Source organism: Bifidobacterium biavatii DSM 23969 (genome assembly GCF_000741165.1).
Taxonomy (GTDB): domain Bacteria; phylum Actinomycetota; class Actinomycetes; order Actinomycetales; family Bifidobacteriaceae; genus Bifidobacterium; species Bifidobacterium biavatii.
This window is the reverse complement of record NZ_JGYN01000013.1, coordinates 71,605-95,446: the sequence shown is the minus strand read 5'-3', so window position 1 is coordinate 95,446 and position 23,842 is coordinate 71,605. Positions and strand designations below refer to the sequence as shown.

Sequence of the window (23,842 nt, the reverse complement as noted above, 5' to 3'; positions counted from 1 at the left end):
GCCAGCATCAGAGGCGTTCGTGGGTGAGGGGCGAGCGGCAGCGAGCCAACAAACACAGTTAGCCGAAGGCTGTCCGTTTGCAGGCCCAGCATCGTGTGGTTCTACGGTCTTGAAGCCAAACCCTATAACACGCCTTGCAGGCCCCCTCGGTTGAGGGGGCTCCCGGCGGAGCCGGGTGGGGGAGCGTCGCGGCCGAAGGCCGCCAGCAACACAGCATCGCGCGGAGCGTGATTCCGATACAACGGACGGCCAGTACATGCGCGCCATAATGCGAAGAGTTAGAAAAGGTCCGCCTGTGTCTCTCAGGCGGACCTTCCGGCGTTACTTCAGCTCGTCATGTGGCGAGTGGCTATCGCGCCACATCATGTAGACCGTAATGTCCATCATGAGCGGATCGGCCGTAATCGGGTCGATTTTATTGCTAATGGTGACGACAACCAGCGCCATCAGCCACATTGCCGAGCCAGAGCGCGGCTTTTCTGAGTTGCACATATCGTGTGCCTTTCGCTAAGCCGCGCCGCGTACTACGACGCGGCACCTTCACCCACTATTTGTGGATGGTCGACTGTTCTCCCCGCTAAAGGATTTGTCGACTTTGCTAGCATATCGGTTATGATAGAGATGCCGGTTGAAGCATCGCTACCGATTCCAACCCTTCTGGTGGCCACAGAGACTTTGCGGAATCGGGCCGAGGCCGGTGGGGTGGTTTTCTGAGTCCATCCCCGTTAAGCTATAGGCCGCCGGCATATGTCTCAATGCCGGCGGCCTTTTGCTGTGTATCGGATAGATGCACTGTTTTTGGGGTCGGCTGACAGGCGTTGCGGATGCGGGTGTGTTCGTCATCGCGGCGCGAAATAATGGGGATATGACTATCGCAACCGCAGAACGCTATGCCGAAATGCTGGACGCCGCCCGTCATGGCGGCTACGCCTACCCCGCGATCAACGTCACAAGCACACAGACACTGAACGCCGCGCTGCAGGGCTTCGCCGAAGCCGAATCCGACGGCATCATCCAAGTGTCGGTCGGCGGCTCCGCCTACTTCTCCGGACAGTCGGTCAACGACCGCGTCACCGGCTCCCTCGCCTTCGCCGCGTTCGCGCACGAAGTCGCCAAAAAGTATTCGAACATCACCGTCGCGCTGCATACCGACCACTGCGCCAAACAGTACCTCGACGACTGGGTGCGTCCGCTGCTCGACATCGAAGCGGCGCAGGTCAAGCGCGGCGAAGAACCGACGTTCCAGTCGCACATGTGGGACGGCTCCACCGTGCCGCTCGAGGAAAACCTCGACATCGCGACCGAACTGCTCGAGAAATCCGTTAAGGCGCACACCGTGCTCGAAATCGAAATCGGCACGGTCGGCGGCGAAGAAGACGGCCATTCCGCCGAAATCAACGAAAAACTGTACTCTACGCCAGCCGACGGCGTGCGCGTCGCCGAACGGCTCGGCCTCGGCGAACACGGCCGCTACATGGCCGCGTTCACGTTCGGCAACGTGCACGGCGCATACAAGCCAGGCGTCGTCAAGCTGCGCCCCGAACTGCTGCGCGACATCCAGAACGAAGTATGGGATGCGGCGCATGATGGACGGCTCGGCTCGATCGCGTCCGCGGACATCGCGTCCTGCACGCTGCCGGATCTGCCCGACCATAAGCCGTTCGCGCTCGTATTCCACGGCGGATCGGGCTCAACGCCGGACGAGATCGCGCGCGCGGTCAGCTACGGCGTGGTCAAGATGAACATCGACACCGACACGCAGTACGCGTTCACGCGCGCGGTGGCCGGACACATGTTCTCGCATTATGACGCCGTGCTCAAGATCGACGGGGAAGTGGGCAACAAGAAGTTCTATGACCCGCGCTCGTGGGGTCGCGAGGCCGAGTCGGCGATGGCGGCGCGCGTGGTCGAGGCGTGCCGGCAGCTTGGGTCGGCGGGGCGCGCGCTCAAGTAGGGTTTCTGGTTCCCGGGATTTGGCGGGGGAATCCCGGGAACTGGGAATTGCACATTTTGGAACATTGTGGACGTGGTGATTCCTTGGAATGTTGCGGATTCTGGTGTTCATATGAACATGAGCCGGTTCCCGGGATTTTGCTCGGGGAATCGCGGGAACTGGGGGAGTGAGTTGTGACGCTCCCCCACCCGGCTTCGCCGGGAGCCCCCTCAGCCGAGGGGGCCGAGGCTGCCGCCAGCTTTTGCGGTGTTGTAGATGATGGAAGAATGACGTGCTGGGGCAGTTCTTGGGATTTTGCTCGGGGAATCGCGGGAACTGGGGTATTCTTTGACATAGTGTCAATGTTGATCAGGAGGTTCGAGGATGAGCATGATGACGCAATCACAAGGCAAGAATGACCGGGGAACGACGGGCATGACGGGTGCGGCGACCGGCAATGCGGCCGCGGCCCAAGCTGCCAGCAAGCCTGCCAAGACTGCCAAGACCACCAAGAACGCTGCGCCAGCCTCCACACCGACTCCCGGCTCAGCCGCCAGCCCCACCGTCAAAGACCTACCGGCTGCCAAGGTGTGGGCGTTCGCGACCGGACAGTTTGGCTGGGCGCTGCTGAGCGGCATCATCTCCAACTGGCTCGTGTACTTCTACCAGCCCGACGCCGAAACCATCGCCCAAGGCCAAACCGTCTTCGTGCCGCAGGGCCTCGTCATTCTCGGCATCGTCACCGTCGTCGGCGGCATCACCGCGTTCGCGCGCTTCTTCGACGCGTTCGTCGATCCCGCCGTCGCAAGCCTCTCGGACCGCAGCAAGTCGCCCAAAGGCCGCCGCATCCCATTCCTGCAGTTCGCGGCCCTTCCGCTCGCCGTCGTCACCGTGCTCGTCTTCTGGAGCCCGGTCAACACGACCAGCTGGGCGAACGCGGCGTTCCTGTTCGTGACCGTCATCGGCTACTACATCGCGCTCACGTTCTACTGCACGCCGTACAACGCGCTCATCGCCGAACTCGGCCACGACTCCAAGCAGCAGCTCAACATCTCCACGACCATCTCGTTCACGTTCATCGCCGGCACTGCCGTCGCGTACGTCGCGCCGGTCATCTGGGGCACGTTCGTGCCCGGACTCGGCCGCGTGAACGCGATCCGCGTCACGTTCACCATCCTCGCCGCGATCGCATTCGTATGCATGCTCGTGCCCGCGCTCACCATCGACGAGCGCGAATACGTCGACTCCAAGCCGACCAGCGAGGACACACTCACCTCGCTCAAGGAAACGTTCTGCGACCGCGAGTTCGTCAAGTTCGTCATCTCCGACATCGTGTACTGGATCGCGATCACCATGTTCCAGACCGGTCTGCCGTTCTTCGTGACCAGCCTGCTCAAGCTCCCCGAAACGAGCACCACGATCTACTTCGTGCTCATGACCGGCGTATCCGTGCTGTTCTACCTGCCGGTGAACATGTTCGCGGGGCGCGTCGGCAAGAAGCGGCTCATGCTCGTCGGCTTCGTGATCTTCACCTGCGCGTACGTGTTCGCGTCACTGCTCGGTTCGGGCGTGTTGGGTGCGGTGCCGGCGATGGCGCAGGGCGTGGTGCTGTCGGTCGCGTGCGCGATCCCGATGGCGATCTTCGGCATCCTGCCGCAGGCGGTGGTGGCGAACATCGCGGGCGCGAGCTCCAAGACAACCGGCGAGGACCGGCAGGGCATGTTCTACGCGGCCCGCACGTTCGCAATGAAGATGGGGCAAAGCCTGTCGATGCTGCTGTTCACCGGCCTGAGCACGATCGGCGCGGGTTCCGGGTTCGGCTACCGCGCGGCCGCCGTGTGCGCGGCGGTGCTATGCGGACTCGGCGGCCTGATCTTCGCCTTCTACGACGAAAAGAAGGTGCTCGCCGTGCTTGAGGCATGAGCCTGTTCGGCTGCCTGTACCGTCACTAGCCTGCACCGTCACTAGTATTTTGTCGGACTTAATGTGACGGGTTCTGACTACCCCTCAGTCACTGCGTGACAGCTCGTCCTGCAATTATGGACGGGCTGCGCCCGCGTTGCACTGGCTCGCCTGACGGCTCGCACGTTGCCTGCAAACAGCTCTGCTGTTTGCTTCACGGCAACGTCCTGGCAAGGGGAGCCGAGAAAATAGGAACGCCGCGGTTTAAGCCCGACGGAGTACCAGCCTGTACCGTCACCATGTGCGCGCGATCGCGATATGGGCGCGCACAGAGTGACGATAAGCGGGGTGGGAACATCACTATGTTCGCGGCCTGTTCGTAATCGCGCGAACATAGTGATGATCCGGCGTGTTGCGGAGAAGCGCTGCGGCGGAATATCGGATGGTGAGACGGAGTAGGGGGGATTTTCGATATAAACGGCGTTGATATTCCGCCATAAACGCGGCACTACCGCAAACGCCCCAAAAAATCAAGACTGTTTTTTCCGGAAGTTTCCTCGTAGGTTATTGCGCGGTGGGCGAAAAGCCCGCATGCGCATATGAGAGGAAGCTTCAGGAATGTCGAATCGTGCCATGATGACCGCTGCCACGGAGCCCGTGGCCAGCAAGTCGGTCGCGCGCACGGCAATGACCGCGATGACGACCAAGATAACGGTCGCCGTGATCGCGTTCGTCGCCGCGTTCGTGACCATGCTGGCGCTCGCCGTCGCGCCGCTGACGACCTCGAATGACGGGACGGCCGCCCCGGTTTCCGTGATCCTGCCGACGGCCGGCGTCGCGTTCGCCGACGATAGCAGCAGTGTCGACTATGACACTTGGACGGCCGTCGCCAAGGCTATCGACGATCAGCTGCAGGACGGACTCAAGGAATACACGTCCGGCAATACGGCCGGATCGACGTCCAAGTTCATGGCCGCGTACAACACGATCTATATCGCGTCCAACTTCACCGCTGTCGTGCGCGACTCGGTCAGCTCCGACAAGCAGGCCAGCCAGCAGCAGGCGTTCCAGGACATCCAGAACCTCTCGTACACGGGCGGCAACGACGATCAGCTCAAGCAGAAGATCGCCGATCTGGTCAGTGACCTGAACGCGACCGCGCAGCAGCTCGACGCGAACACTAGCCTTGCCAACCCGAAGAAGTACTCCGAGGACCTGCAGGCGCAGATCGCCAAGGAGCGCAAGGAACTCGACGCCAAAAAGAAGAAGAACCCGGGCAAGGGCAACCGTTCGTGGACCGACGTGGCCAACGAAATGACCCCGATCCTCGACAACGCGTACAAAGCGTATGCGGCGGGTGACGCGGCCAAGGGCGCCACGCTCGTGAACAACGCGTACTACCAGTACTACGAGAAGCTCGGCTTCGAAAAGAACGTGATGAACGCGATCAGCGGCAACCGCGTCTCGCAGGTCGAATACCAGTTCAAGATGTGCCGCAAGTCGATGAACACGGGCGCGGATCTCAAGAGCACGAAGAAGCTCGTCGACGATCTCAAGGCCATGCTGGTCAAGGATGCGGGCATCCTCGACGGCGGCGCGGCCGACAAGGAAGGCGGCTTCACGAAGTTCATCACCAGCGCGGTCGGTCAGGCGTTCCTGATCCTCATCCGCGAGGGCCTCGAGGCGCTGCTCGTGGTCGCGGCCGTGGTCGCGTACCTCGTCAAGTCCGGCAACAAGCGCTTCACCAAGTGGATCTACCTCGGCGTGCTCGCCGGCCTTGCGGGCGCGGGTCTGGTCGCGGTGATCTTCGTGCTGGCGTTCGGCGGCTCCGGCCCGATCCAGGAGATCATGGAAGGCGTGTGCGCGCTGATCGCCATGTGCATGCTGCTGTGGACCAGCAACTGGATGCTCAATAAGTCGAGTGTCGAGGCGTGGAACCGGTATATCAAGAACAAGACCGAGGCGGCCGTCAAGTCCGTCTCCGCGCAGGTCGAGGCGGGCGACCACGTCGCGTTCGGCACGGTCATGTCGCTCGCGATGCTGAGTTTCCTCGCCGTGTTCCGTGAAGGCGCCGAAACCGTGATCTTCTACCAGTCGATCTACTCGATGAGTCAGGATACGAAGGGCATGTGGACGGGCGGCATCGCCGCGGCCGTGGTGCTCGTGATCATCTTCCTCGTCATCCGGTTCACGTCGGTGAAGATTCCGATCGGCCCGTTCTTCCTCGTCACGTCGATTCTGATGTCGGTGCTCGTGGTCGTCTTCGCGGGCGGCGGCGTGCACGCGTTGATCGAGGGCGACGCGCTGCCGGCCAACTACCTGCAGGGCGTGCCGACGAACGACTGGCTCGGCTTCTACCCGTACGTCGAGTGCATCGTGGCGCAGGTGATCGCGGCCATCGCGGTGATCGCGCTGTTCGTGGTCGGTTTCGTCAAGCAGCGCAAGGCCAAGGCCGAGCTGGCTGCTGGTGGTTCCGGCAAGGCTGGCAAGTCCGGAAAGTCCGATGATCCGGACGATGACGCGTCGACCGCCGCCTCCGCTGTCGTGACGACCGCGGCGGTCAACTGACGATTGACCCGAAACCCCAAGATTTTCCCCAAAATTTCATCCAACAACAAAGGAAGAGAAATATGAAGAACAAGAAGATCGCCGCCCTGCTGGGCGTGCTGCTCGCCGGTTCGATGGCCTTCTCGCTGGCCGCCTGCGGTTCCACCACCGCGTCGAACAGCAACACCAAGTCGGACACCTCCACCTCCGACACCACCAAGTCGGACGACACCAAGTCCGACGACTCCAGCTCCTCCGACGCCGGCACCGGCTTCGAGGAAGTCCCGGTCGGCCCGTCCGGCACCGCCGAAGAGCAGGATCAGGACAACGGCCCGCTGACCGTCGGCGCCGTGTACTTCCAGCCGATCGACATGGAACCGGCCTCCTCCGGCCTCAAGGCCGCGGACGCCTCCTTCCACCTCGAAGCCGACATCCACGCCAACGAGAAGGGCACCGAGCTTGGCTACGGCAAGGGCGACTTCGTGCCGGACCTGACTGTGAACTACACGATCATCGACAAGTCCACCGGCAAGGAGGTCGAGGGCGGCAAGGCCACCTCCGGTACCTTCATGCAGATGAACGCCTCCGACGGCCCGCACTACGGCGCCAACGTCAAGCTCGACAAGGCCGGCACCTACCAGCTCAAGCTCTCGATCGAATCCCCGGCCGCCAAGGGCTGGATGCTGCACGTCGACCCGGAGACCGGCGTCAAGGGCCGCTTCTGGACCGAGCCGATCGAAGTCACCTTCGACAACTGGGATTACACTCCTCGTCAGTGGTAATGAAAACCGAAGGTTTTCGTTACCACGACGGAGTGGCCGAGCCGTGAAGCAAACAGCCCAGTGGGCTGTTTGTAGGCGAGGGCGAGCGATAGCGAGCCAGCAACAACGCGTTCGCGACAGCGAACGTCCGAATCTGCCGGCAGTATCGCTGATTCCATTGTGGTGAAGAACAAACCGAACAGAGCCCCCTCGACTCCGAGGGGGCTTATGTTGGTTTTAGACGCATAACCATTGGTCTCTCCCTCAGTCAGCCCTGCGGCTGACAGCTCGTCCTGCAATTAAGGACGCGCTACGCGCGCAGTTGTCTGGCTCGCTGGTCAGCTCGCACATTGCCTACAAACAGCTCCGCTGTTTGCTTAACGGCAATGTCCCATCAGAGTGAGCCGAGGGATGAATACGGAGAAAGGACGCGAATGCTTGAACAATTCGTGGCGGTGATGCCGGGGACGCTGACCCCCGCATTGCTCGTGATGTGCCTGAGCGTGATGCTCACGGTCGGCGAGGGGCGCGACAAGCCGATCAGCTCGCATTGGCGTCTGGGCGGCCTGATCGTCGGCACGGTCGCGGCGATCGTGTTCGCGGCCCTGCGCGCGTCGGCCGTCATCAACCAGCGTACGTTCATCAACTATCCGGTGCTGTGCGTCGCGGTCGTCGTCGACCTGCTCGCGATCGCGGTCGTCGTCTGCGCGCGTAAGATCACCGCGAACTGGCAGCAACACGCGGTCTGGATGCACGTTGCGAACGCGATCGCCGCGCTCGACATCGCGCTCACGCTGTTCTACGCGCTGCCTGATGTCATCCTGCAGCTGACGATCTGGGTCGAGCCGGGAGACCCGATCTTCACGTCGGCGATGCTGCTGCGCGCGCTCGGCTTCGCGCTGGGACTCGCGATGTCGATCGTCGTCGCAGCGATCTTCCGTACGATGCGTTCGACTGCGGTACGGCTCGCGTTCACGGTCGCCGTCGTGCTGACCATGGCGATCCTGTTCGTGCAGCATCTGACCGGACTCGCGCAGATCCTGCAGGCGCGCGGATTCCCAATGAACCACACCGAGTTCGTGCTGCTTGCATGGTCGATCAACAACAATCGCGGCATGATCATGGCGCAGGCGTTCACGTTCCTGATTCCGGCCGTCGCGTCGATCGTCGCCGGATTCCGCATGCCGATGACCGGTCCGAACGAGGCGACCGTGCGCAAGCACAAGGCGTTCCGTCGGCGCGCGATCGCGGCCGCCGCGTGGAGCGTGATCGCGGCGCTCGGCGTGGCCGCGACGCTCACGTTCGGCGTGGCCGCAACCCAGCAAGAGGTCACGCTCTCGCCGCCGGAAGCGTATTCGCTGAAGGACGGCGTCGCGACGATCCCGTTCAGCCAGGTCGAGGACGGGCACTTGCACCGCTTCGAATACAAGGCGAAGGACGGCACGTCGATGCGGTTCATCATCATCAAGAAGAACGGCGGCGCGTACGGCATCGGCCTCGACGCGTGCGACAACTGCGGCGACGCGGGCTACTACGAGAAGGACGGCAAGATCATCTGCAAGAAGTGCGAGGTCGCGATCAACCTGGCGACCATCGGCTTCAAGGGCGGATGCAACCCGGTGCCGTTCCCATACAAGACCGGCAACGGCAAGATCACCATTCAGACTGCGGATCTGGACGCGCTGAGCGCCCACTTCCAGTGAAGGCACACTTTTACCCCCCCCCCCTCTTGGCTCCCCTTGTCAGGGGAGCTGTCAGCGAAGCTGACTGAGGGGTAGTCAAAGCTTTGGAACGTCTGGCTTCTGACGCTCCCCCAGTCAGCCTACGGCTGACAGCCCCCTCAGCCGAGGGGGCCAAGGATATACGAAAAAGGAGGAACACGTTGTTCTTTCTGCGAATGATCGCGCGGTCGTTCACGCGCCAGCTGCGCAGGCGGCTGCTCATCGCGCTCACCGTGTGCTTGTCGGCCACGGTCAGCGTCTCGATGCTGGGCGTCGTCTTCGACGTCGGCGACAAGCTCAACGCCGAACTGTCGACGTACGGCTCGAACATCGTCGTGCAGCCGAAGGCCGACGCGGTCGTCTCCGACCTGTACAACACGACCGGGCTTACGGGAGCGGCCGCGCAGGCCGACCCGACCGCGTTTCTCAAGGAATCGGATGCGGCCAAGATCAAGACGATCTTCTGGGCGTTCAACATCACCAACTTCGCGCCGCAGCTCAACGTGCACGCCGAAGTCAACGGCACGAACGCGCCGCTCGTGGGCACGTGGTTCAACAAGGAGCTCAAGCTCGCGTCCGGCGAGACGACCGTGGTCGGCGTCGAGGGCATGCGCTCGTGGTGGAAGATCAGCGGCGCGTGGCCGAAGGACGACACCGATCAGGGCATGATCGGCGCGACGCTCGCATCCCAACTCGGCGTCAAGATCGGCGATACAGTGACGCTCAAGAAGACCACGGCGTCCGGCAAGCACAACGAGCAGGCGATCAAGATCGTCGGCGTGTACGATTCCGGCGACGACGAGAACGGCTCGCTGTACCTGTCGAGTTCGGTCGCGCAGGTGCTCGCCGACCTGCCCGACGCGGCCGACAAGATCGAGGTGAAGGCGCTCACCACGCCGGAGAACGACCTCGCGCGCAAGGCCGCGCAGAACCCGGCCGCACTCAGCCAGGACGACTGGGAGACGTGGTACTGCACCGCGTACCCGAGTTCGATCGCCTACCAGATCGAAGAGGTGATCCCGGACGCGGTCGCCAAGCAGGTACGGCAGGTCGCCGCGCTGCAGGGCAACGTCTTGCAGAAGACGCAGGCCGTGATGATTTTGATGACGATTCTGAGCCTGATCGCGGCGGCCGTGGCCGTGGCGAACCTGATGGTCGCGTCGATCGGCGAACGTTCGGCCGAGCTGGCGCTGCTCAAGGCGATCGGCGCGACGGACGGCGCCGTGTCGCGACTGATGATGGCCGAGACGGCGGCGATCGCGCTGCTCGGTGCGATCGTTGGCGCTGGGCTCGGTTCGGGCGTGGCGCAGCTGATCGGGCACGTGGTGTTCGGTTCGGGCATCACGATGCGGCCGATGGTGTTCGTGCTCGTGTTCGTGCTGCTCGCGATCACCGTGCTGCTCGCGTCCGCGTCGTCGATCCGCTCGATCCTGAGCCTCAAGCCCGCGGAGGTGCTGCATGGCCGGTGAGTTTGCCGCACAGTGTCATGTCGAGTGCAGCGGAGCGGAGTCGAGAAATCTCTTCCCTGCGACGCGCGCGATGCTGTCCCGTGTGCAGTCGTTCATCAGCGAGAGAAGATTTCTCCGCTCGGCTGTCGCCTCGGTCGAAATGACGGGGTTACGCATCGGTACGACGAGAAAGGAGTGGTGAGATGACGAATACTGGGATGTTCTTCCGCATGCTGTTCAGCGCCGTGTTCCGGCGGCGCTCGCGTGCGATGATGGCGGTCGTCGCGTCGCTGGTCGGCGCGGCCACGCTGTTCTGCCTGGCGATGATCTGCATCGCCGTGCCGCAGCAGATGAACGAGGAGATGCGCGCGTACGGCGCGAACCTGATCGTCACGCCGACCTCGTCCACGACGTCCGGTGACAAGGCCGGCATCGATTCCGCTATGGTCGACCACACCACCGAAATGGTCGCGGCGAAAGGCTCCGAAAAGCACGCGACCTACCGCTACGAGAACGTGCGCGTGAACGCCGCCCCGTACGTGATGGCCGGCGTGGACGCCGCACAGGTGAAGAACCTCAACCATCACTGGGTGGTCGACGGTTCGTGGCCGTCCGACGGCAAGGTGCTTATCGGCCGCGACATCGCCGATGCGATCGGCCTCAAGGTCGGCTCGCGCATCACCATCGGCTACCGCGCCTCCGACAACTCTTCCTCTTCTACTTCGGGTTCGACCTCGCAATCGGGGAATGACGGTTCTACCTCTGACGCTGACAACGGCTCTGGGAACACCACCTCCTCGGCCCCCTCGGCTGAGGGGGCTGTCGGGCAAAGCCCGACTGGGGGAGCGTCAGAAGGTTCCGCATCAAGCGCCAGCGGGACGTCCAATAGCCAGTCGTCCTCCGGCCAGCCCATGCAGGACGGCCGCGTCTCCAGCGACATCATGGACACGTCCGGCACCGAATTCCGCGTCGCCGGCATCGTCGACACCGGCGGTAGCGAGGACTCCATCATCTACGCGACCAACGCCGACGTCGACAAGCTCACCGGCGTCACGCGCGGCGTCGACGTCATCGAATACTCCGCCGGCGCGAACGATCTCAACGCGCTCGTCCAAAGCATCAACGACATGACGTCCATGCACGTCAAAGCGCAGCAGGTCACCAAGATCACCGCGTCCGACACGCGCATCATCACCATGCTGCAAACGCTGTTCTGGATCGTCTCGCTCGTCGTGCTCGTGCTCACGCTCGTCGGCGTCGGCACCACGATCAGCTCGATCGTCTCGCAGCGACGCAACGAAATCGGCCTACGCAAGGCACTCGGCGCCAGCTCGTCGGCGATCGGCGTCGAATTCTACGTCGAATCGGCCATGTACGGCCTCATCGGCGGCCTGATCGGCACCGCGGTCGGCTACGGGCTCGCGCAATGGCTGTGCGTGGCCGTGTTCGAACGGTCGATCGGCTTCAACTGGGGACTCGGCGTCGCGTCCGTGCTGCTCGCGGCGCTCGTCGCGGTCGTCGCGTCCATCCCGCCCGTGCATCGCGCCACGCGCATCGACCCGGCCGTCGTGCTGCGCGAGGAATGACTGACACGTCATCGTTCGGCTTCGTGAACAACGCTGGTGAATAACGTAAGGAAACACTATGGATATGCTGCTTGAACTCGACCATATCTCTAAGATCTACGGCGACCTGCACGCCGTGGACGACCTCAACCTGACCGTGCCGCAGGGCGAATGGCTGGCGATCGTCGGTTCGTCCGGCTCCGGCAAGACCACGCTTATGAACATGATCGGCTGCATGGACACGCCGTCGAAGGGCTCCGTCAAGCTCGAAGGACGCAAGCTCGAAGATCTCAACGCCGGCCAGCTTGCGGACGTGCGCAAGAACATGATCGGCCTCGTGTTCCAGAAGTTCTACCTCGTGCCGCACCTGACCGCCGTGGAAAACGTGATGGTCGCGCAGTACTACCATTCGGTCGTCGACGAAAAGCAGGCGCTCGAGGCGCTGGACCGCGTAGGGCTCAAGGATCGCGCGCACCACCTGCCCAGCCAGCTGTCCGGCGGCGAACAGCAGCGCGTGTGCATCGCGCGTGCGCTCATCAACGATCCGAAGCTGATCCTCGCCGACGAGCCGACCGGCAACCTCGACGAAAAGAACGAAAAGATCGTGCTCGACCTGTTCCGTCAGCTGCACGAGCAGGGCACGACGATCATCGTCGTGACCCATGATGCTTTGGTGGCGAGCTGTGCGGAGCGTGAGATCATGCTCAACCACGGCGTGCTCGTCGGCGAGAAGTGGAACGATTCAGACGCACAGGAAGCGTACGAGGCGGCGGGCGGACGCCCGGCGTCCACGGGCGCTCAGGTTGAGGGCGCACAGACCGGCGAGACTGCCATCGGCTTCGCGGACCCGACCAAGGCTGCGAAAACCGGTGGGGAAGAAGTCGCGGAGTAGGTAAGGTTGCTGGTATGAGCGATACGAACACGTTGAAGAAGTCCGTGGTCGCGGCAGCGGCCGGACTGGTGGTAGCTGGCGCGATGCTGGCCGGGTGCGGCGAGCCGAAGGCCACGCCGATGAACGACGAATACTCCGGCAATTCGGGCGAAACCGAGCAGTCGCAGGAGGAGCAGTCGCAGTCGTCCGGTTCTGATTCGAGCGATTCGAGCGGTTCTGACAGCTCGTCGTCCGGTTCGTCGTCGACCGGCGCGGGCAGCCGCGACACCGGCACCAAATCCGACAAAAAGGACACCGGCAACTACGCGGACGGCACATACTCCGTCAACGGCCAGTACGGGCCGATCGGCGAAGACACCATCGACGTGCACGTGACCGTCAAGGACCAGAACGTCGAAACCGTCGAAATCGTGGGCCATCCGTTCACCAGCATCTCCAAGAAGCACCAGACCGATTTCGCGAACGCGATCAACGGCGTGGTCGACGGCAAGCCGCTTAAGGACCTCAAGGTCGACACGGTTGCCGGCGCCAGCTGGACCACGGACGCGTTCAACGCGGCGCTCGAGGTCGCGCGGCAGGAGGCGTCCATTCAGTAGTGGGCGTCATGTCACGTTGTTCGTGACCATGCCCTGATGAGGAAAGCGTGACACGAATCCGTGCCACGCTTTTCAGGAAAAGCCCGTTTCGCGATTTAAGTGACAAGCGTCATGGCGGGGAACGGTACTCTCGCGTACGCGCATCGTTGGCATCACGGTACGGCTGTTGTCATGCTTTAGACATGAGGTGCGGATAACGAGATGCGTGACGGGCCATTCTGTCATGCCTTGACCATAATGCCGGTTTTCGCAAGAGCGTGGCATGATCTTTTGCCATACTTTGAACAACATGACCGATCCGGCCCAAGCGTGACACGGCATCGTGATTGGTGGCCGGCACTGATAGCGTGGGGCGCATGAGCAAAACATCAGCGGTATCAACGACGAACGAACGCATTCCCGGCGACGTGAACGGCGACGGCGTCGTCGACATCGACGATCAGCGACTGCCGCTCATCGCACGCATCTACGGCATCATCCTGCTCATACAGGGCCTGCTCGCCGTGCCGGCCATCGTGCTCACGACGATCTACGCCGTACGCGAGCTGATCGCCGGGCGCGTGCTCATCAATCAGCCCGACCTGACTGCCATACTCAGCTGGCTGTCGGTCGGCGTCGGCGCGATCGCGACCATCGTGCTCATGATCTTCGGCGTGCTGCTGGTCGTCAACAAACGCAAGCACGCGGCCCGCTGGACGTACGTGCTCATCCCGCTGACCATCCTCGAAGGACTGTTCACGCTCGCGCTCAAAGGCTTCGGAATCGACCTGATCGCGCCCGTCGCGCAGCTCGTGATCCTCGTCGCGCTGTCCGTCAGCGTCGACCCGGCGCTGCGCGAGGAACGCCGGCTCAAAACCGCGCTGTGGCGCATGGACAAGCTCTCCGCGTACGAGGACGCGCTCGCCAAAGGCATGCCCGGTCGCGACCTGAGCGGCAAAGGCTACATTTCGCTGGATTTCTTCAACATCTTCTGGCTGTTCGTGGTCGGCTGCGTGTTCGGGCTCGTGGTCGAGACGCTGTACCATTTCGCGATGTATGGCGGCGAATGGCAGGATCGCGCGGGACTGCTGTGGGGGCCGTTCTCGCCGATCTACGGCTTTGGTTCGGTGATTCTGACCGTGCTGCTCAACCGGCTGTGGCGATCCAACTGGCTGCTGATTTTCTGCGCGAGCGCGGTGATCGGCGGCACGTTCGAATACCTGACCAGCTGGTTCATGGAAGTCGCGTTCGGCATTACCGCGTGGGATTACACCGGCCAGTGGCTGTCGATCGACGGGCGCACGTCGGGCAAGTACATGTTTTTCTGGGGATTGCTCGGCCTGGCCTGGGTCAAGCTGATTCTGCCGCGACTGCTGACGCTGATCCAGCGGATTCCGTGGGGATGGCGGTATTCGCTGACGCTCGTGTGCTTCGCGTTCATGCTGATCGACGCGACGATGACCGTGATGGCGCTCGACGCGTGGTATTCGCGCATGGCCGGGATCGCGGTCGATTCGCCGGTCTCCGACTTCTTCGCGCGGCATTTCGGTGACGAGTTCATGGCGAACCGCTTCCAGACCATGAGCCTCGATCCTTCCAAGGCCGGGCGCATGTAGGTTGGGTGCGATTGGATGCGGCTGGGGCGGCTGGGTGGCTGGGTGCGGTGTCGGCCCGGCTTATTGTTCCTGTGATGACTCGCGCGTTGCCCGGTCTGTGATTGGATGTTGCTTGGTTCGGTTTGGGACCCGGTTTTGGGAGTCTTGCCGAGAAACTCCAGCACGTTCTGCGGCAGGGGGGCGTCGCACAAGCGCAGGTAGTCGTATCCGGCGCTGCCTTTGCTGACCGCGTATATGTCGGTGGGTTTCGCCATGCGCGCGCTTCCTGTTGGGATTGAGCGTATCGTCGCCGAGCGTATCGTCGTCGCGTGGGGTCGAAACAGATGCTCCGAATCTACTCCGAACTTACTCCGAAGTTACTCCGAACTTACTCCGCAATACTGCGCTGCATTGCGAGGTACTCGGCAGGATTTTGCATCTACTCCGACATTCATGTGTCGGAGTATGTCGGAGTAGAGCGGGTTTCATCCAGCGGTTGCCTCTCGAATTGAAATCGGCGTACGAGTACTGCTATCTATGCAGACTCCGAATTTACTCCGCAGTACTCTGACATACTCTGACATACACATGTCAGAGTATGTCAGTCTTGGCTGTAGTACTGTTTGGGATCACGCGGCCCGGACCCGTGCCAGTGCAACAATCCCTGCTGAACGAGCTGTTTCAATGTTCTTGATGCCGTACGTGAATGTACTCCCACCTTTTCAGCCAACCGTTTGGGAGTCACTTTCCCTTCGACTGTGGCGATGGTCAAGGCTTCACGCTCGATGTCGGTCAGTCCGGTGGCTTCGATTCCATGCGCTTCTCCCCGCCATCCGCGTCGACATTACCAAGGGCAAGCCTACCCGCATCGGCACGACCGCAGCAAACACTGGCCGGGAACCCCCAGATTCACCGGCATGCGACCATACCGCGTCAAATCTGGGACGCCGGTACAGAAAAACCCTTGAAGGTGTTGCCTGCCAAGGGTTGAACTGTGCCCCCTGTGGGATTCGAACCCACAACCCACGAATTAAACGAATCGGATTCCGGTCATTCGATAGGGGCTTTCTTATGTTGTGAGACCAGTGTACAGCACTTGGAACCGTTGGGGTTTCAGCGGGACTGACCGGCCCCGCGAAAGCCCATACGGCCGTAGGCGACACGCCCGTCCTTTTAAGCTTTTATTTAAGCGGATTGGACGAGGGGCCGCCGCGGCGCCTTCTCCGGGCGGTCTGGCATGGTGCCGTTCCCCGCGTCCGGCGCGGTTTGCCGGGGTCGCAAAAGGGAGAACGCGATCATGGAGTTCAAGGATCGCCGGCAGCCGCCGGACAGCTGGATACCGTGGCTCGACCAGTGGGTCGCGGACATGCGCTTCCGCAATCTGAGCGAGCGGAGCATCGGATACTACTGGTACAAGATCACCGATCTTGCCAGGCTGACGAACAAGCCGCCGTGGCAGATCGTCCAGGCGGATCTCAAGTCGTACATCGTGCGCCCGCCATCGAACGCGGCCCGCCGCTCGACGATGAACGCGGTGCGCAACTTCTTCGGCTGGGCCAAGAAGGCCGGCCTGCGCACCGACAATCCCGCCGAAGACCTGCCGCCCATCAAGCGCGAGACCCGTCACAAGGTGCCGGCCCCGGAGACCGCCGTCGGCCAGGGGCTGCATGACGCCGACCGGCAGACCCGGCTCATGGTCATGCTCGCCGCCGAGGCCGGTCTGCGCCGCGCGGAGATCGCGATCGTGCGCCGCGAGGACGTGACCGAGGACCTGTCCGGGCGCAGCCTGATCGTGCACGGCAAGGGCGCGAAGGACAGGATCGTGCCGCTGACCGACGAGCTGGCCGACGCGATTCTCGCCTCGCCCAAGGGCTGGCTGTTCCCGCACGTCAGCGGCAAGGGGCCGGTGTGCGGCGACACCGTGTACCGCAGGATACAGCACGCGACCGGCTGCTCTCCGCACACGCTGCGCCACCGATTCGCGACCGCCGCATACATCAGCTCCGGCGGCGACATCCGTGCCGTGCAGGAACTGCTCGGCCACGAAAGTCTTGCCACCACGCAGGCGTACGTGACCGTCACCCCGCTCAACCTGCGTTCCGTAGTCAACTCCGTCAAGAAGTACGGCGAGGGCATGAACGTCGGGCAGGCCGTGTCCGCCAGTGGCGGAATGATGCCGGCGACGGAATGACAACGTAAGCACAAACGGTCTCTCCAAGTTATCGAAAGAGACTTGGAGAGACCAACGTTTCGTTAAACGATTAGATTTACAGATATTGTAAATGAACGGTAAACGCAGTCTAAACTTCCCGTGCAGGTGTGCAGATTGAATGGCTGTTAACGTTGTCATAAATACGGTTCTACGCTACCGTCTTGTGCTTCGGGCTTGACGGAAAGGGACGAGTATGGTCAGCAATGGCCGGCCCGCTTCAAGGACGAACCACCACACGCGCCGCAGCGTCGGCGACGACCAGATACCCGCACGTCTCTCCCTGGCCGTGCCGGCGTATCGGAAAGCAAGACGAGAGAACATGAGCAAGAAGAACATGATGCCCGAACCGTGGAACGACTGGGTCGACGAATGGTCCGCCGACATGCGGCTGCGCAGCCTGAGCGAGAACACCATCAACCTGCGCCGCTACCAGATCGGCGCGTTCGCCCGGCACACCGGCAAGCATCCCGGCGAAGTCACGGCCAGCGACATCCGAAAATGGCTCGGCCGCAAGGGACTGGGCAATGCGGCCAAACGCGGCGACCGATGCATGTTCTCCATGTTCTACGGCTGGGCGCAGCGCAACGGGAAGCGCCTCGACAACCCCGTGGAAGGCATGCCGACCATCAAACGCGAACAACGCAAGAAGCGAGCAGCACCAGAACAGGCAGTCCTCATCGGCCGCGACAGCAGCGACCCGCGCACCCGGCTGATCATCATGCTCGCCGCCGACGCCGGCCTGCGCCGCGCCGAAATCGCCCAAGTGCGTGGAGACGACCTGATCGATGACGAACTCGGCTGGAGCCTGATCGTCCACGGCAAAGGAGCCAAGGACCGCATCGTGCCGCTAAGCGACGAACTCGCCCGGGAGATCCGCCGCCACGGACCGGGCTGGCTGTTCCCCGGCGAGAAGGGCTGTGACCACATCTGCGGCGACACAGTATACCGTCTCGTCAAGGACGCCACCGGGTATCCGCCCCACTCCCTGCGCCGCAGGTTCGCCACGGCCGCGTACATCACCTCCAACGGCAACGTCATGGCCATCAAGGAACTGCTCGGCCATGAAAGCCTCGCCACCACACAGGGCTACATCACCGTCAGCGGCCGCATGCTGCGCACCGTCATCGAGCAGGCCCGCGGATACGAGGCGCGAGGAACGGGCGACGGATAGGCATTAAGGAGATTGGACGGCGATGCGCCAGACGATGTGTATCGCCGTCGATATGATGTCCGTTAACCAGTCTGTTCCGAGGTGATGGCATATGTACGACCGAGAGCGATTCAGCCTTGCGATAGTGGACAACGACCAGTTGACGCTGAAGATGCTGATGCTGTTGATTCGGAAATCGTTGCCTAAAGCGGACGTGAAATGGGCATGCCGCCGAGGTCATGATGCGGTCGCCCGTTGCCTGTCGGCCGATTCCCGACCGGACGTGCTGCTAGTGGACATGTCGTTGGAGGGGTTGAGCGGCGTCGAGGTGTGCCGGCAGGTGCGCACGGCGACGGCCGATATCGTTCTGATTGGAGTCACGTCGTTTTCGCTGGAGCATTATGCAGCCGACGCACTGGCCGCGGGCGCGCAATGCGTGATGGACAAGGCACAGGTATCGGACATCTGCGATGCGGCGGTCGCACTGGTCAACGGGCGGACGCCACAGACCCAGTACGTGTCCGATTCGACTGCCAAACAGTCGCATGTGTTGCTTGCGGCGTGCAACACAACCGACGTTACCGATGGTCTTCCAACGCGACCGGCGACTGCTGAGACTGTCGCCTCTCTAACGGATCGCGAGCGTGAGGTCATGCGCTTGTGTGCGCAGGGTCGGAGTTCGCGTGAGATCGGCGAGTTGCTTGGCGTTGGCGAGTCGTCGGTGAAGACGTATGTGATGCGTGCGGCGAAAAAGCTCGGTGCGCGGAATCGGACGCAGGCGGTGGCTGAATGGCTGATGTTGCAGAATTAGTTCGCCGCGCGGGCGCTCGTATCCGTGCCGCCGGCGTGGGGCCGGTCATGTGGTGCGTCGTGCTGTTGTCCGCCGGGTTGACGGTGTTGGAGATGTTCGAGTATCCGGCGCAGCTCGTGGCGACCACAGTGTTGACGGTCATACACATCCTGTGCTTGCTGGTATTGCCGTTTTACCCGTTGCCGGTGAGCGTGGCGGTCGCCGTTACGTATGTAGGGTGCGCTTTCCTGCCGGATATGAGTGGCGCGAGTTTGTTCTATGGCATGTGGGTCGCATTGGCGGCGGTCGGCCGGTACGGTCGGTCGCGATGGTGGTGGCTAATGCCGCCGCTGATCGCCGCGGTGCGTTGGATGGTCGCGGCTCGCGCCGGGATCCCGTTCGGCGACTACGCGATATTGCTGGTGTCGTTCTTCGTCGTGTATGCATTCGGCCGTGCGATGTCATGGAGGGCTACGGCCGTGCAAGCGGAGCAGGATCGACTGCGTTACGAACGGGAGCGCGACCGAGTGGAGGCCATGCGCCGCGACGAGCGCGCTGCGAGTCAGATTCATGATGCGGTGACGAGCGATCTGGCGTATATGGCCATGCGATTGGACTATGAACGCTCACGTTCAGGGAATGATGAGCAACATGCGGCACTGTTTGATGACTTGTATCAGCGCACGATCGACACGCTTGGTGAGGTGCGTACGGTCATCAATATGCTCGACGGGAACGGTAATGGCGACGCTAAACGTGCCGGCGATGACGGCAATACCGAAGCTGGAAGTTCAACCGCGACATCTTCATCTTGTATCACGTTTCCCGATCATATTCGCGACGTACTGGAGCATGGTGATCAATATCTTGCGCAGCTCGGCTTCACCGGCGATTCCATGATGATTGACAACCTGTCCGAACGCGAGTCGCCGGATGTGGACGACATCATTCGCGAACAAGAATCCGCCGTAATCGACCTGCTGCGTGAGCTGTACACCAATATCGCCGTACACGGAGAACCCTCTGGTGAATATCGGGTTGTCGTACGCCGTGATAGCGATGGCCTGTCCGTCGATCAAGTCAACGACATCGCCACGCAATCGCTATTGCCAGATAAACCTCACTCCGGCAAGGGACTGACCCTGCACCGCGAGCGATTCGCTGCTCTCGGCGGCTCAATCAACACTTCCGCCGAAGACGGCACGTGGATTCTGCACGCGACTTTACCGTACGTTCTATCACCGGAGTGATTCTGCTGTTCCGATGAGCATGTCATCCATAGTTGACGTCCGACGCTGTGCTTTCCCGGCGATCATTATCATTGACGGCGTTGGGATATGTGGAAATGGTCGCATCCGGGGGAAGCGATATGGGGAAAGCATCAAATGCTGCGTTCTGAACGCGGCCGCTCGGCGGCTGCGGTCGGCATGATGATGGCCGGTTCACTGGGTATTCAGACCTTGTCGTCCTTGTCGGCATCCCTGTTCGACTCTTGGGTCCGATTCCGGTCAGTTCGATACGTATGCTCGTCGCCGCGATCGTCATGCTCATGCTCATCCGCCCGAAATTCACGCGCCGACCATCACACTCACGGCCGTATTCGGCGTCATCGTTGTCTCCTTCGCCGGAGCCCTGCTCGTATGGGCGTCCGCGAGGGAGACGACAATGCTTTCTAATCATGTTTACGTAGGAACCGGATTAGAAGGACAAGAGCCACAATTCCCAGCACATCCACCCCGAGACTGGAAATCATGACGATGGGGATGAGTATCTCGCTCATGGTTACCTCCATTTGACATCGTTGTCGATATAGACCGCATCCCCTAGGATGCAGTTTCCATAATGCGTCGCGTGAGGGCAAATTGCACGTTTGCGGACATGACTGTCGTCTTTAGACGACGTGATTCCTGTCTAACTGGTCTGATTCTTCTTTTACGGCCATCATTGATGGTATGGGCACGATGCTAGGCCTTGAAGAGGAGAATGACCATGATCGGTGACACAGTGCAAGTCCCCATCAAGAGTCACACGGGCGCGAGCGAGGGACGGTGGCGTCTGTTCGCGGCGGCCGGAACCTGCGCGTTGTATGCCGTCGTGCTGGCCGTATGCGGTCTCATCCGATATGGATGGGGTACGGAATGGTTCTGGGGCTCCGGCTCGCTGGCGGTCACGTTTCTCCTGCTGGGAGCCGGCTCACTTGCCGCGGGAGGATTCGCATATCGCGGCAAAGTGGCCGAACGGCTGGAGCCGGACGCCCATGACCGGTTACTCGCCGATAGATCTGAGGCTATCGCCGCGAAGATAACGTTCATCATCTGCATCAACCTATGCGTCAACATGTTCACCATCGCCTTGGTGTTCGGCATCAAACCACTGCAGTATCTGGCGCGGGGCATGGCATTGGCCTGCGTGCTGTATGTAGTGATTTCGATCATCGTCAAAGAATTGAATAAGTACCACCATTTTTGATGGGATTCCAAGATAAGTCGATACTCGCAGTTTAGCCATTTCTAAACTGGTGTAATGTAGGGAGGATTTAGAACATGCTGTTCGTGTTGATCGTCTTGCTTATATGGTCAGTTCGGTTATGTTTCTCCACGTATTGGGATGCGAAGAATGGCCGGTTAAAGAGGAATTACCAGATCGGCATCAAGACGCGTTGGACCATCGCATCGGATGAAACATGGGAATACATACACCGCAAATACGCGTTCGTATTCCTCGGTAGCGGCATTTTGGTCGCCTTGATGCCGGTGGACGTGGCGGTCGGCATGATCACGACCCGCGATATCAACAACATGGACATGATCTGGTGGTGGATACTCCTCGGCCTTGCCGTCCTCCTCGTCGCTTGGCTCGTCATCTGCGGAATCATCGCGAATCTCGACGCTAGGAAACACTACCTGGAATCGCAGTCATAGGAGCAGGACTCTGATGCCGACGCGAAGCTGCTTGTTTTTGTGATGAGTAACCCAAACAAGCAGTGATTACCGCCGTCTCGTGTCGTCTTTGGTTGACGAATACTTCTCCGATTGGCGTGATCCCGGGTGGGTAATCATCATGGAGGGGTGAGACGCAGTAATACGCAACGACAGGGTTCTCGCAACGACACGACGATTTCGGCGGCAAACACAAAGCCAGCAGCCCGTTCATCATGCTGAAACCCGATGATTGGCACGCAGATAAGTCAATTTCAAAAGTCTTGATGTTCTACGGAGGAAGGTTTCTATGATTGAGATTGCCGGTTTGTCAAAGACCTATGGGGATAAGCATGCGTTGAATGACGTGTCGTTCCGAGCCGAACCGGGCGAGGTTACGGCGTTGATCGGGCCGAACGGCGCCGGCAAATCGACCTTGCTGCACATCCTGCTCGGATTGGAATCGGCCAGTAGCGGAATGGCCGCGTTCGACGGTAAACGGTACAGCGAATTAGGTCCCAACCCACTTATGACCGTTGGTTCGTTCATCGACGGGTTGATGCCGTATCCATCACGGACGGGTCTCAATCATCTGCATTGGATCGCACTGGGTGACGGCATCCCGTTCTCCCGGTGCGACGAATGCCTGCGGCTTGTGGGCTTGTACGAGGCCCGCAACCGTACGTATAAGACCTATTCGCTCGGCATGAAGCAACGGTTGGGCATCGCCGTCGCGATACTGACCGATGCCCCGTATCTCATTCTGGACGAGCCGTTGAACGGTCTCGACCCTGAAGGCATCAAATGGGTGCGCGACTTCATCAAGGACTACGCCTCGGGTCACAGGACCGTCCTCGTCTCCAGCCATTACATGGCCGAACTGGAACTGGTGGCCGACCACGTCGTGGGCCTGTCGAACGGGCGGAAGGTGCTCGATGACGACATCGACACGCTCCTCGACGGTTATGGCAGCCTGGAACAGGCGTACTTCAATGTGGTGAAGGAGTGACCATCATGGGAACGAATGTTTCACTCCGGTATGTGTCCTGCTCGCTGGTGCGGTACTGCGCGAACCGGCAATTCTATTGGTCGGTATTCGCTGTGCTGGCGCTCACTGCGTTGTTCGCGGTCCTGGACGTGCAGACGATCTCCTCGACGGTGTCCATCGCTGCGGACGGCACCGTACGATCGACTGATTCTCTGGACCCGAATCCGGCGCATATCGTGTCCGACGCCGTGCTCGCCTCGCCCTACCAGACCTCAATCATCCTCATCCCGATCATCGTGGCGTTGAACGTCGCAACCGGTTTCCGCATGGGCGACGAACGCCAACTGCGACTGCTGATCAACCGACCTTGGCCGTTCGCGATCGGGGACGTACTCGCGACCGTGATCTACTGCGCCAGCGTATCACTGCTGTCGTCACTGTTGAACGCAGTGATACTCGTCGCGACATTGAATCCCGCCCTGCGGCCCATGTTCCTCACCGAGACCGTCGTCACGACGCCGTTTCGGGTCGTGGCGTTCGCCGTGGTCATGGGACTGGTCGGCTACATCGCGGCCACAGTCACAAAACGCGACGTGCCGGCCTTAGTCGCGATCTTCCTGCTGCTCATCGTTTCACTGTCCGGCGTACTGAAGGTGATCCACGCGGACGTGCTGCTACCGATGATCGGCGGCAAAAGCTTCGCGTTCGGAAGAGTCGACGAGACGGGCGATCTTCCAATGGGCGCTTCCGTAATCGTCATAGTCTGCTGGCTAGCCATAGCTCTCTGTGCGGCCGTGATCGTACGCGGACAGTCTTTTCGGACGCCGAAGGCATAGGAAGCGGTC

19 protein-coding genes and 2 pseudogenes are annotated in these 23,842 nt (G+C 61.3%); 19 read left to right on the top strand and 2 right to left on the bottom strand.

Going from position 1 to position 23,842, the window contains the following annotated elements; all coding sequences use genetic code 11:
• Positions 1 to 321 precede the first annotated feature (321 nt).
• Positions 322 to 492, bottom strand: coding sequence for a hypothetical protein (locus tag BBIA_RS14205; RefSeq protein WP_156103675.1), 171 nt, complete (start codon positions 490 to 492; stop codon positions 322 to 324).
• A gap of 373 nt (positions 493 to 865) precedes the next feature.
• Here BBIA_RS14205 and fbaA point away from each other — a divergent pair, with 373 nt between their 5' ends.
• The 11 genes and pseudogenes from fbaA (at position 866) to BBIA_RS05695 (ending at position 14,960) form a co-directional block, all read left to right on the top strand.
• Positions 866 to 1,954: a class II fructose-bisphosphate aldolase gene (gene fbaA, locus BBIA_RS05750; protein ID WP_033494351.1), complete on the top strand. Its 1,089-nt coding sequence runs from the start codon at positions 866 to 868 to the stop codon at positions 1,952 to 1,954.
• Positions 1,955 to 2,521: 567 nt separating this feature from the next.
• The gene (locus tag BBIA_RS05740; protein WP_033494353.1) at positions 2,522 to 3,856 is read left to right on the top strand and encodes an MFS transporter; all 1,335 of its coding nucleotides are present in this window, start codon (positions 2,522 to 2,524) and stop codon (positions 3,854 to 3,856) included.
• Positions 3,857 to 4,522: 666 nt separating this feature from the next.
• Positions 4,523 to 6,403, top strand: coding sequence for an FTR1 family iron permease (locus BBIA_RS05735; RefSeq protein ID WP_420796686.1), 1,881 nt, complete (start codon positions 4,523 to 4,525; stop codon positions 6,401 to 6,403).
• Positions 6,404 to 6,465: 62 nt separating this feature from the next.
• Positions 6,466 to 7,164, top strand: a complete 699-nt coding sequence (locus BBIA_RS05730) for an iron transporter (RefSeq protein ID WP_033494354.1) — start codon at positions 6,466 to 6,468, stop codon at positions 7,162 to 7,164.
• A gap of 413 nt (positions 7,165 to 7,577) precedes the next feature.
• Positions 7,578 to 8,846: a DUF2318 domain-containing protein gene (locus tag BBIA_RS05725; RefSeq protein ID WP_033494355.1), complete on the top strand. Its 1,269-nt coding sequence runs from the start codon at positions 7,578 to 7,580 to the stop codon at positions 8,844 to 8,846.
• Positions 8,847 to 9,025: 179 nt separating this feature from the next.
• Positions 9,026 to 10,333 carry an ABC transporter permease gene (locus BBIA_RS05720; RefSeq protein WP_033494356.1) on the top strand — a complete coding sequence of 436 codons (1,308 nt, stop codon included), beginning with the start codon at positions 9,026 to 9,028 and terminating at the stop codon, positions 10,331 to 10,333.
• A 182-nt stretch (positions 10,334 to 10,515) separates the two neighbouring features.
• Positions 10,516 to 11,028, top strand: a pseudogene (locus BBIA_RS15205) (ABC transporter permease); the annotation flags it as partial.
• Positions 11,029 to 11,226: 198 nt separating this feature from the next.
• Positions 11,227 to 11,898: pseudogene (locus BBIA_RS15200) on the top strand (ABC transporter permease); the annotation flags it as partial.
• 64 nt (positions 11,899 to 11,962) lie between these two features.
• Positions 11,963 to 12,769 carry an ABC transporter ATP-binding protein gene (locus BBIA_RS05705; protein WP_033494409.1) on the top strand — a complete coding sequence of 269 codons (807 nt, stop codon included), beginning with the start codon at positions 11,963 to 11,965 and terminating at the stop codon, positions 12,767 to 12,769.
• 14 nt (positions 12,770 to 12,783) lie between these two features.
• Positions 12,784 to 13,365: an FMN-binding protein gene (locus tag BBIA_RS05700; protein WP_033494359.1), complete on the top strand. Its 582-nt coding sequence runs from the start codon at positions 12,784 to 12,786 to the stop codon at positions 13,363 to 13,365.
• A 356-nt stretch (positions 13,366 to 13,721) separates the two neighbouring features.
• Positions 13,722 to 14,960 carry a putative ABC transporter permease gene (locus BBIA_RS05695; RefSeq protein WP_051923835.1) on the top strand — a complete coding sequence of 413 codons (1,239 nt, stop codon included), beginning with the start codon at positions 13,722 to 13,724 and terminating at the stop codon, positions 14,958 to 14,960.
• Positions 14,961 to 15,540: 580 nt separating this feature from the next.
• On the opposite strand, the gene BBIA_RS15195 is transcribed toward BBIA_RS05695, so the two are convergent.
• On the bottom strand, positions 15,541 to 15,711 hold the full coding sequence (locus BBIA_RS15195; protein ID WP_160268249.1) for a MarR family transcriptional regulator: 171 nt from the start codon (positions 15,709 to 15,711) through the stop codon (positions 15,541 to 15,543).
• Between the two features lie 525 nt (positions 15,712 to 16,236).
• On the opposite strand from BBIA_RS15195, the gene BBIA_RS05690 reads away from it, so the two are divergent.
• The 8 genes from BBIA_RS05690 (at position 16,237) to BBIA_RS05655 (ending at position 23,833) form a co-directional block, all read left to right on the top strand.
• Positions 16,237 to 17,130, top strand: a complete 894-nt coding sequence (locus tag BBIA_RS05690) for a tyrosine-type recombinase/integrase (RefSeq protein ID WP_051923834.1) — start codon at positions 16,237 to 16,239, stop codon at positions 17,128 to 17,130.
• Between the two features lie 340 nt (positions 17,131 to 17,470).
• Entirely contained in the window at positions 17,471 to 18,322 is an 852-nt protein-coding gene (locus BBIA_RS05685) for a tyrosine-type recombinase/integrase (RefSeq protein ID WP_051923833.1), read from the top strand.
• Positions 18,323 to 18,413: 91 nt separating this feature from the next.
• Entirely contained in the window at positions 18,414 to 19,112 is a 699-nt protein-coding gene (locus tag BBIA_RS05680) for a response regulator transcription factor (RefSeq protein WP_033494361.1), read from the top strand.
• Entirely contained in the window at positions 19,091 to 20,341 is a 1,251-nt protein-coding gene (locus BBIA_RS05675) for a sensor histidine kinase (RefSeq protein ID WP_152600566.1), read from the top strand. The genes BBIA_RS05680 and BBIA_RS05675 overlap by 22 nt, the downstream gene beginning before the upstream one ends.
• A 739-nt stretch (positions 20,342 to 21,080) precedes the next feature.
• Positions 21,081 to 21,560 (top strand): hypothetical protein, encoded by a 480-nt coding sequence (locus BBIA_RS05670; RefSeq protein ID WP_033494363.1) that lies wholly within the window; start codon positions 21,081 to 21,083, stop codon positions 21,558 to 21,560.
• 74 nt (positions 21,561 to 21,634) lie between these two features.
• A complete protein-coding gene (locus BBIA_RS05665; protein ID WP_033494364.1) occupies positions 21,635 to 22,012 on the top strand; it encodes an SdpI family protein in 378 nt (125 codons plus the stop codon).
• A gap of 307 nt (positions 22,013 to 22,319) precedes the next feature.
• On the top strand, positions 22,320 to 23,018 hold the full coding sequence (locus tag BBIA_RS05660) for an ATP-binding cassette domain-containing protein (RefSeq protein ID WP_033494365.1): 699 nt from the start codon (positions 22,320 to 22,322) through the stop codon (positions 23,016 to 23,018).
• 5 nt (positions 23,019 to 23,023) lie between these two features.
• Complete coding sequence (locus tag BBIA_RS05655) at positions 23,024 to 23,833, top strand: hypothetical protein (protein ID WP_033494366.1); 810 nt, start codon at positions 23,024 to 23,026, stop codon at positions 23,831 to 23,833.
• Positions 23,834 to 23,842: the final 9 nt, after the last annotated feature.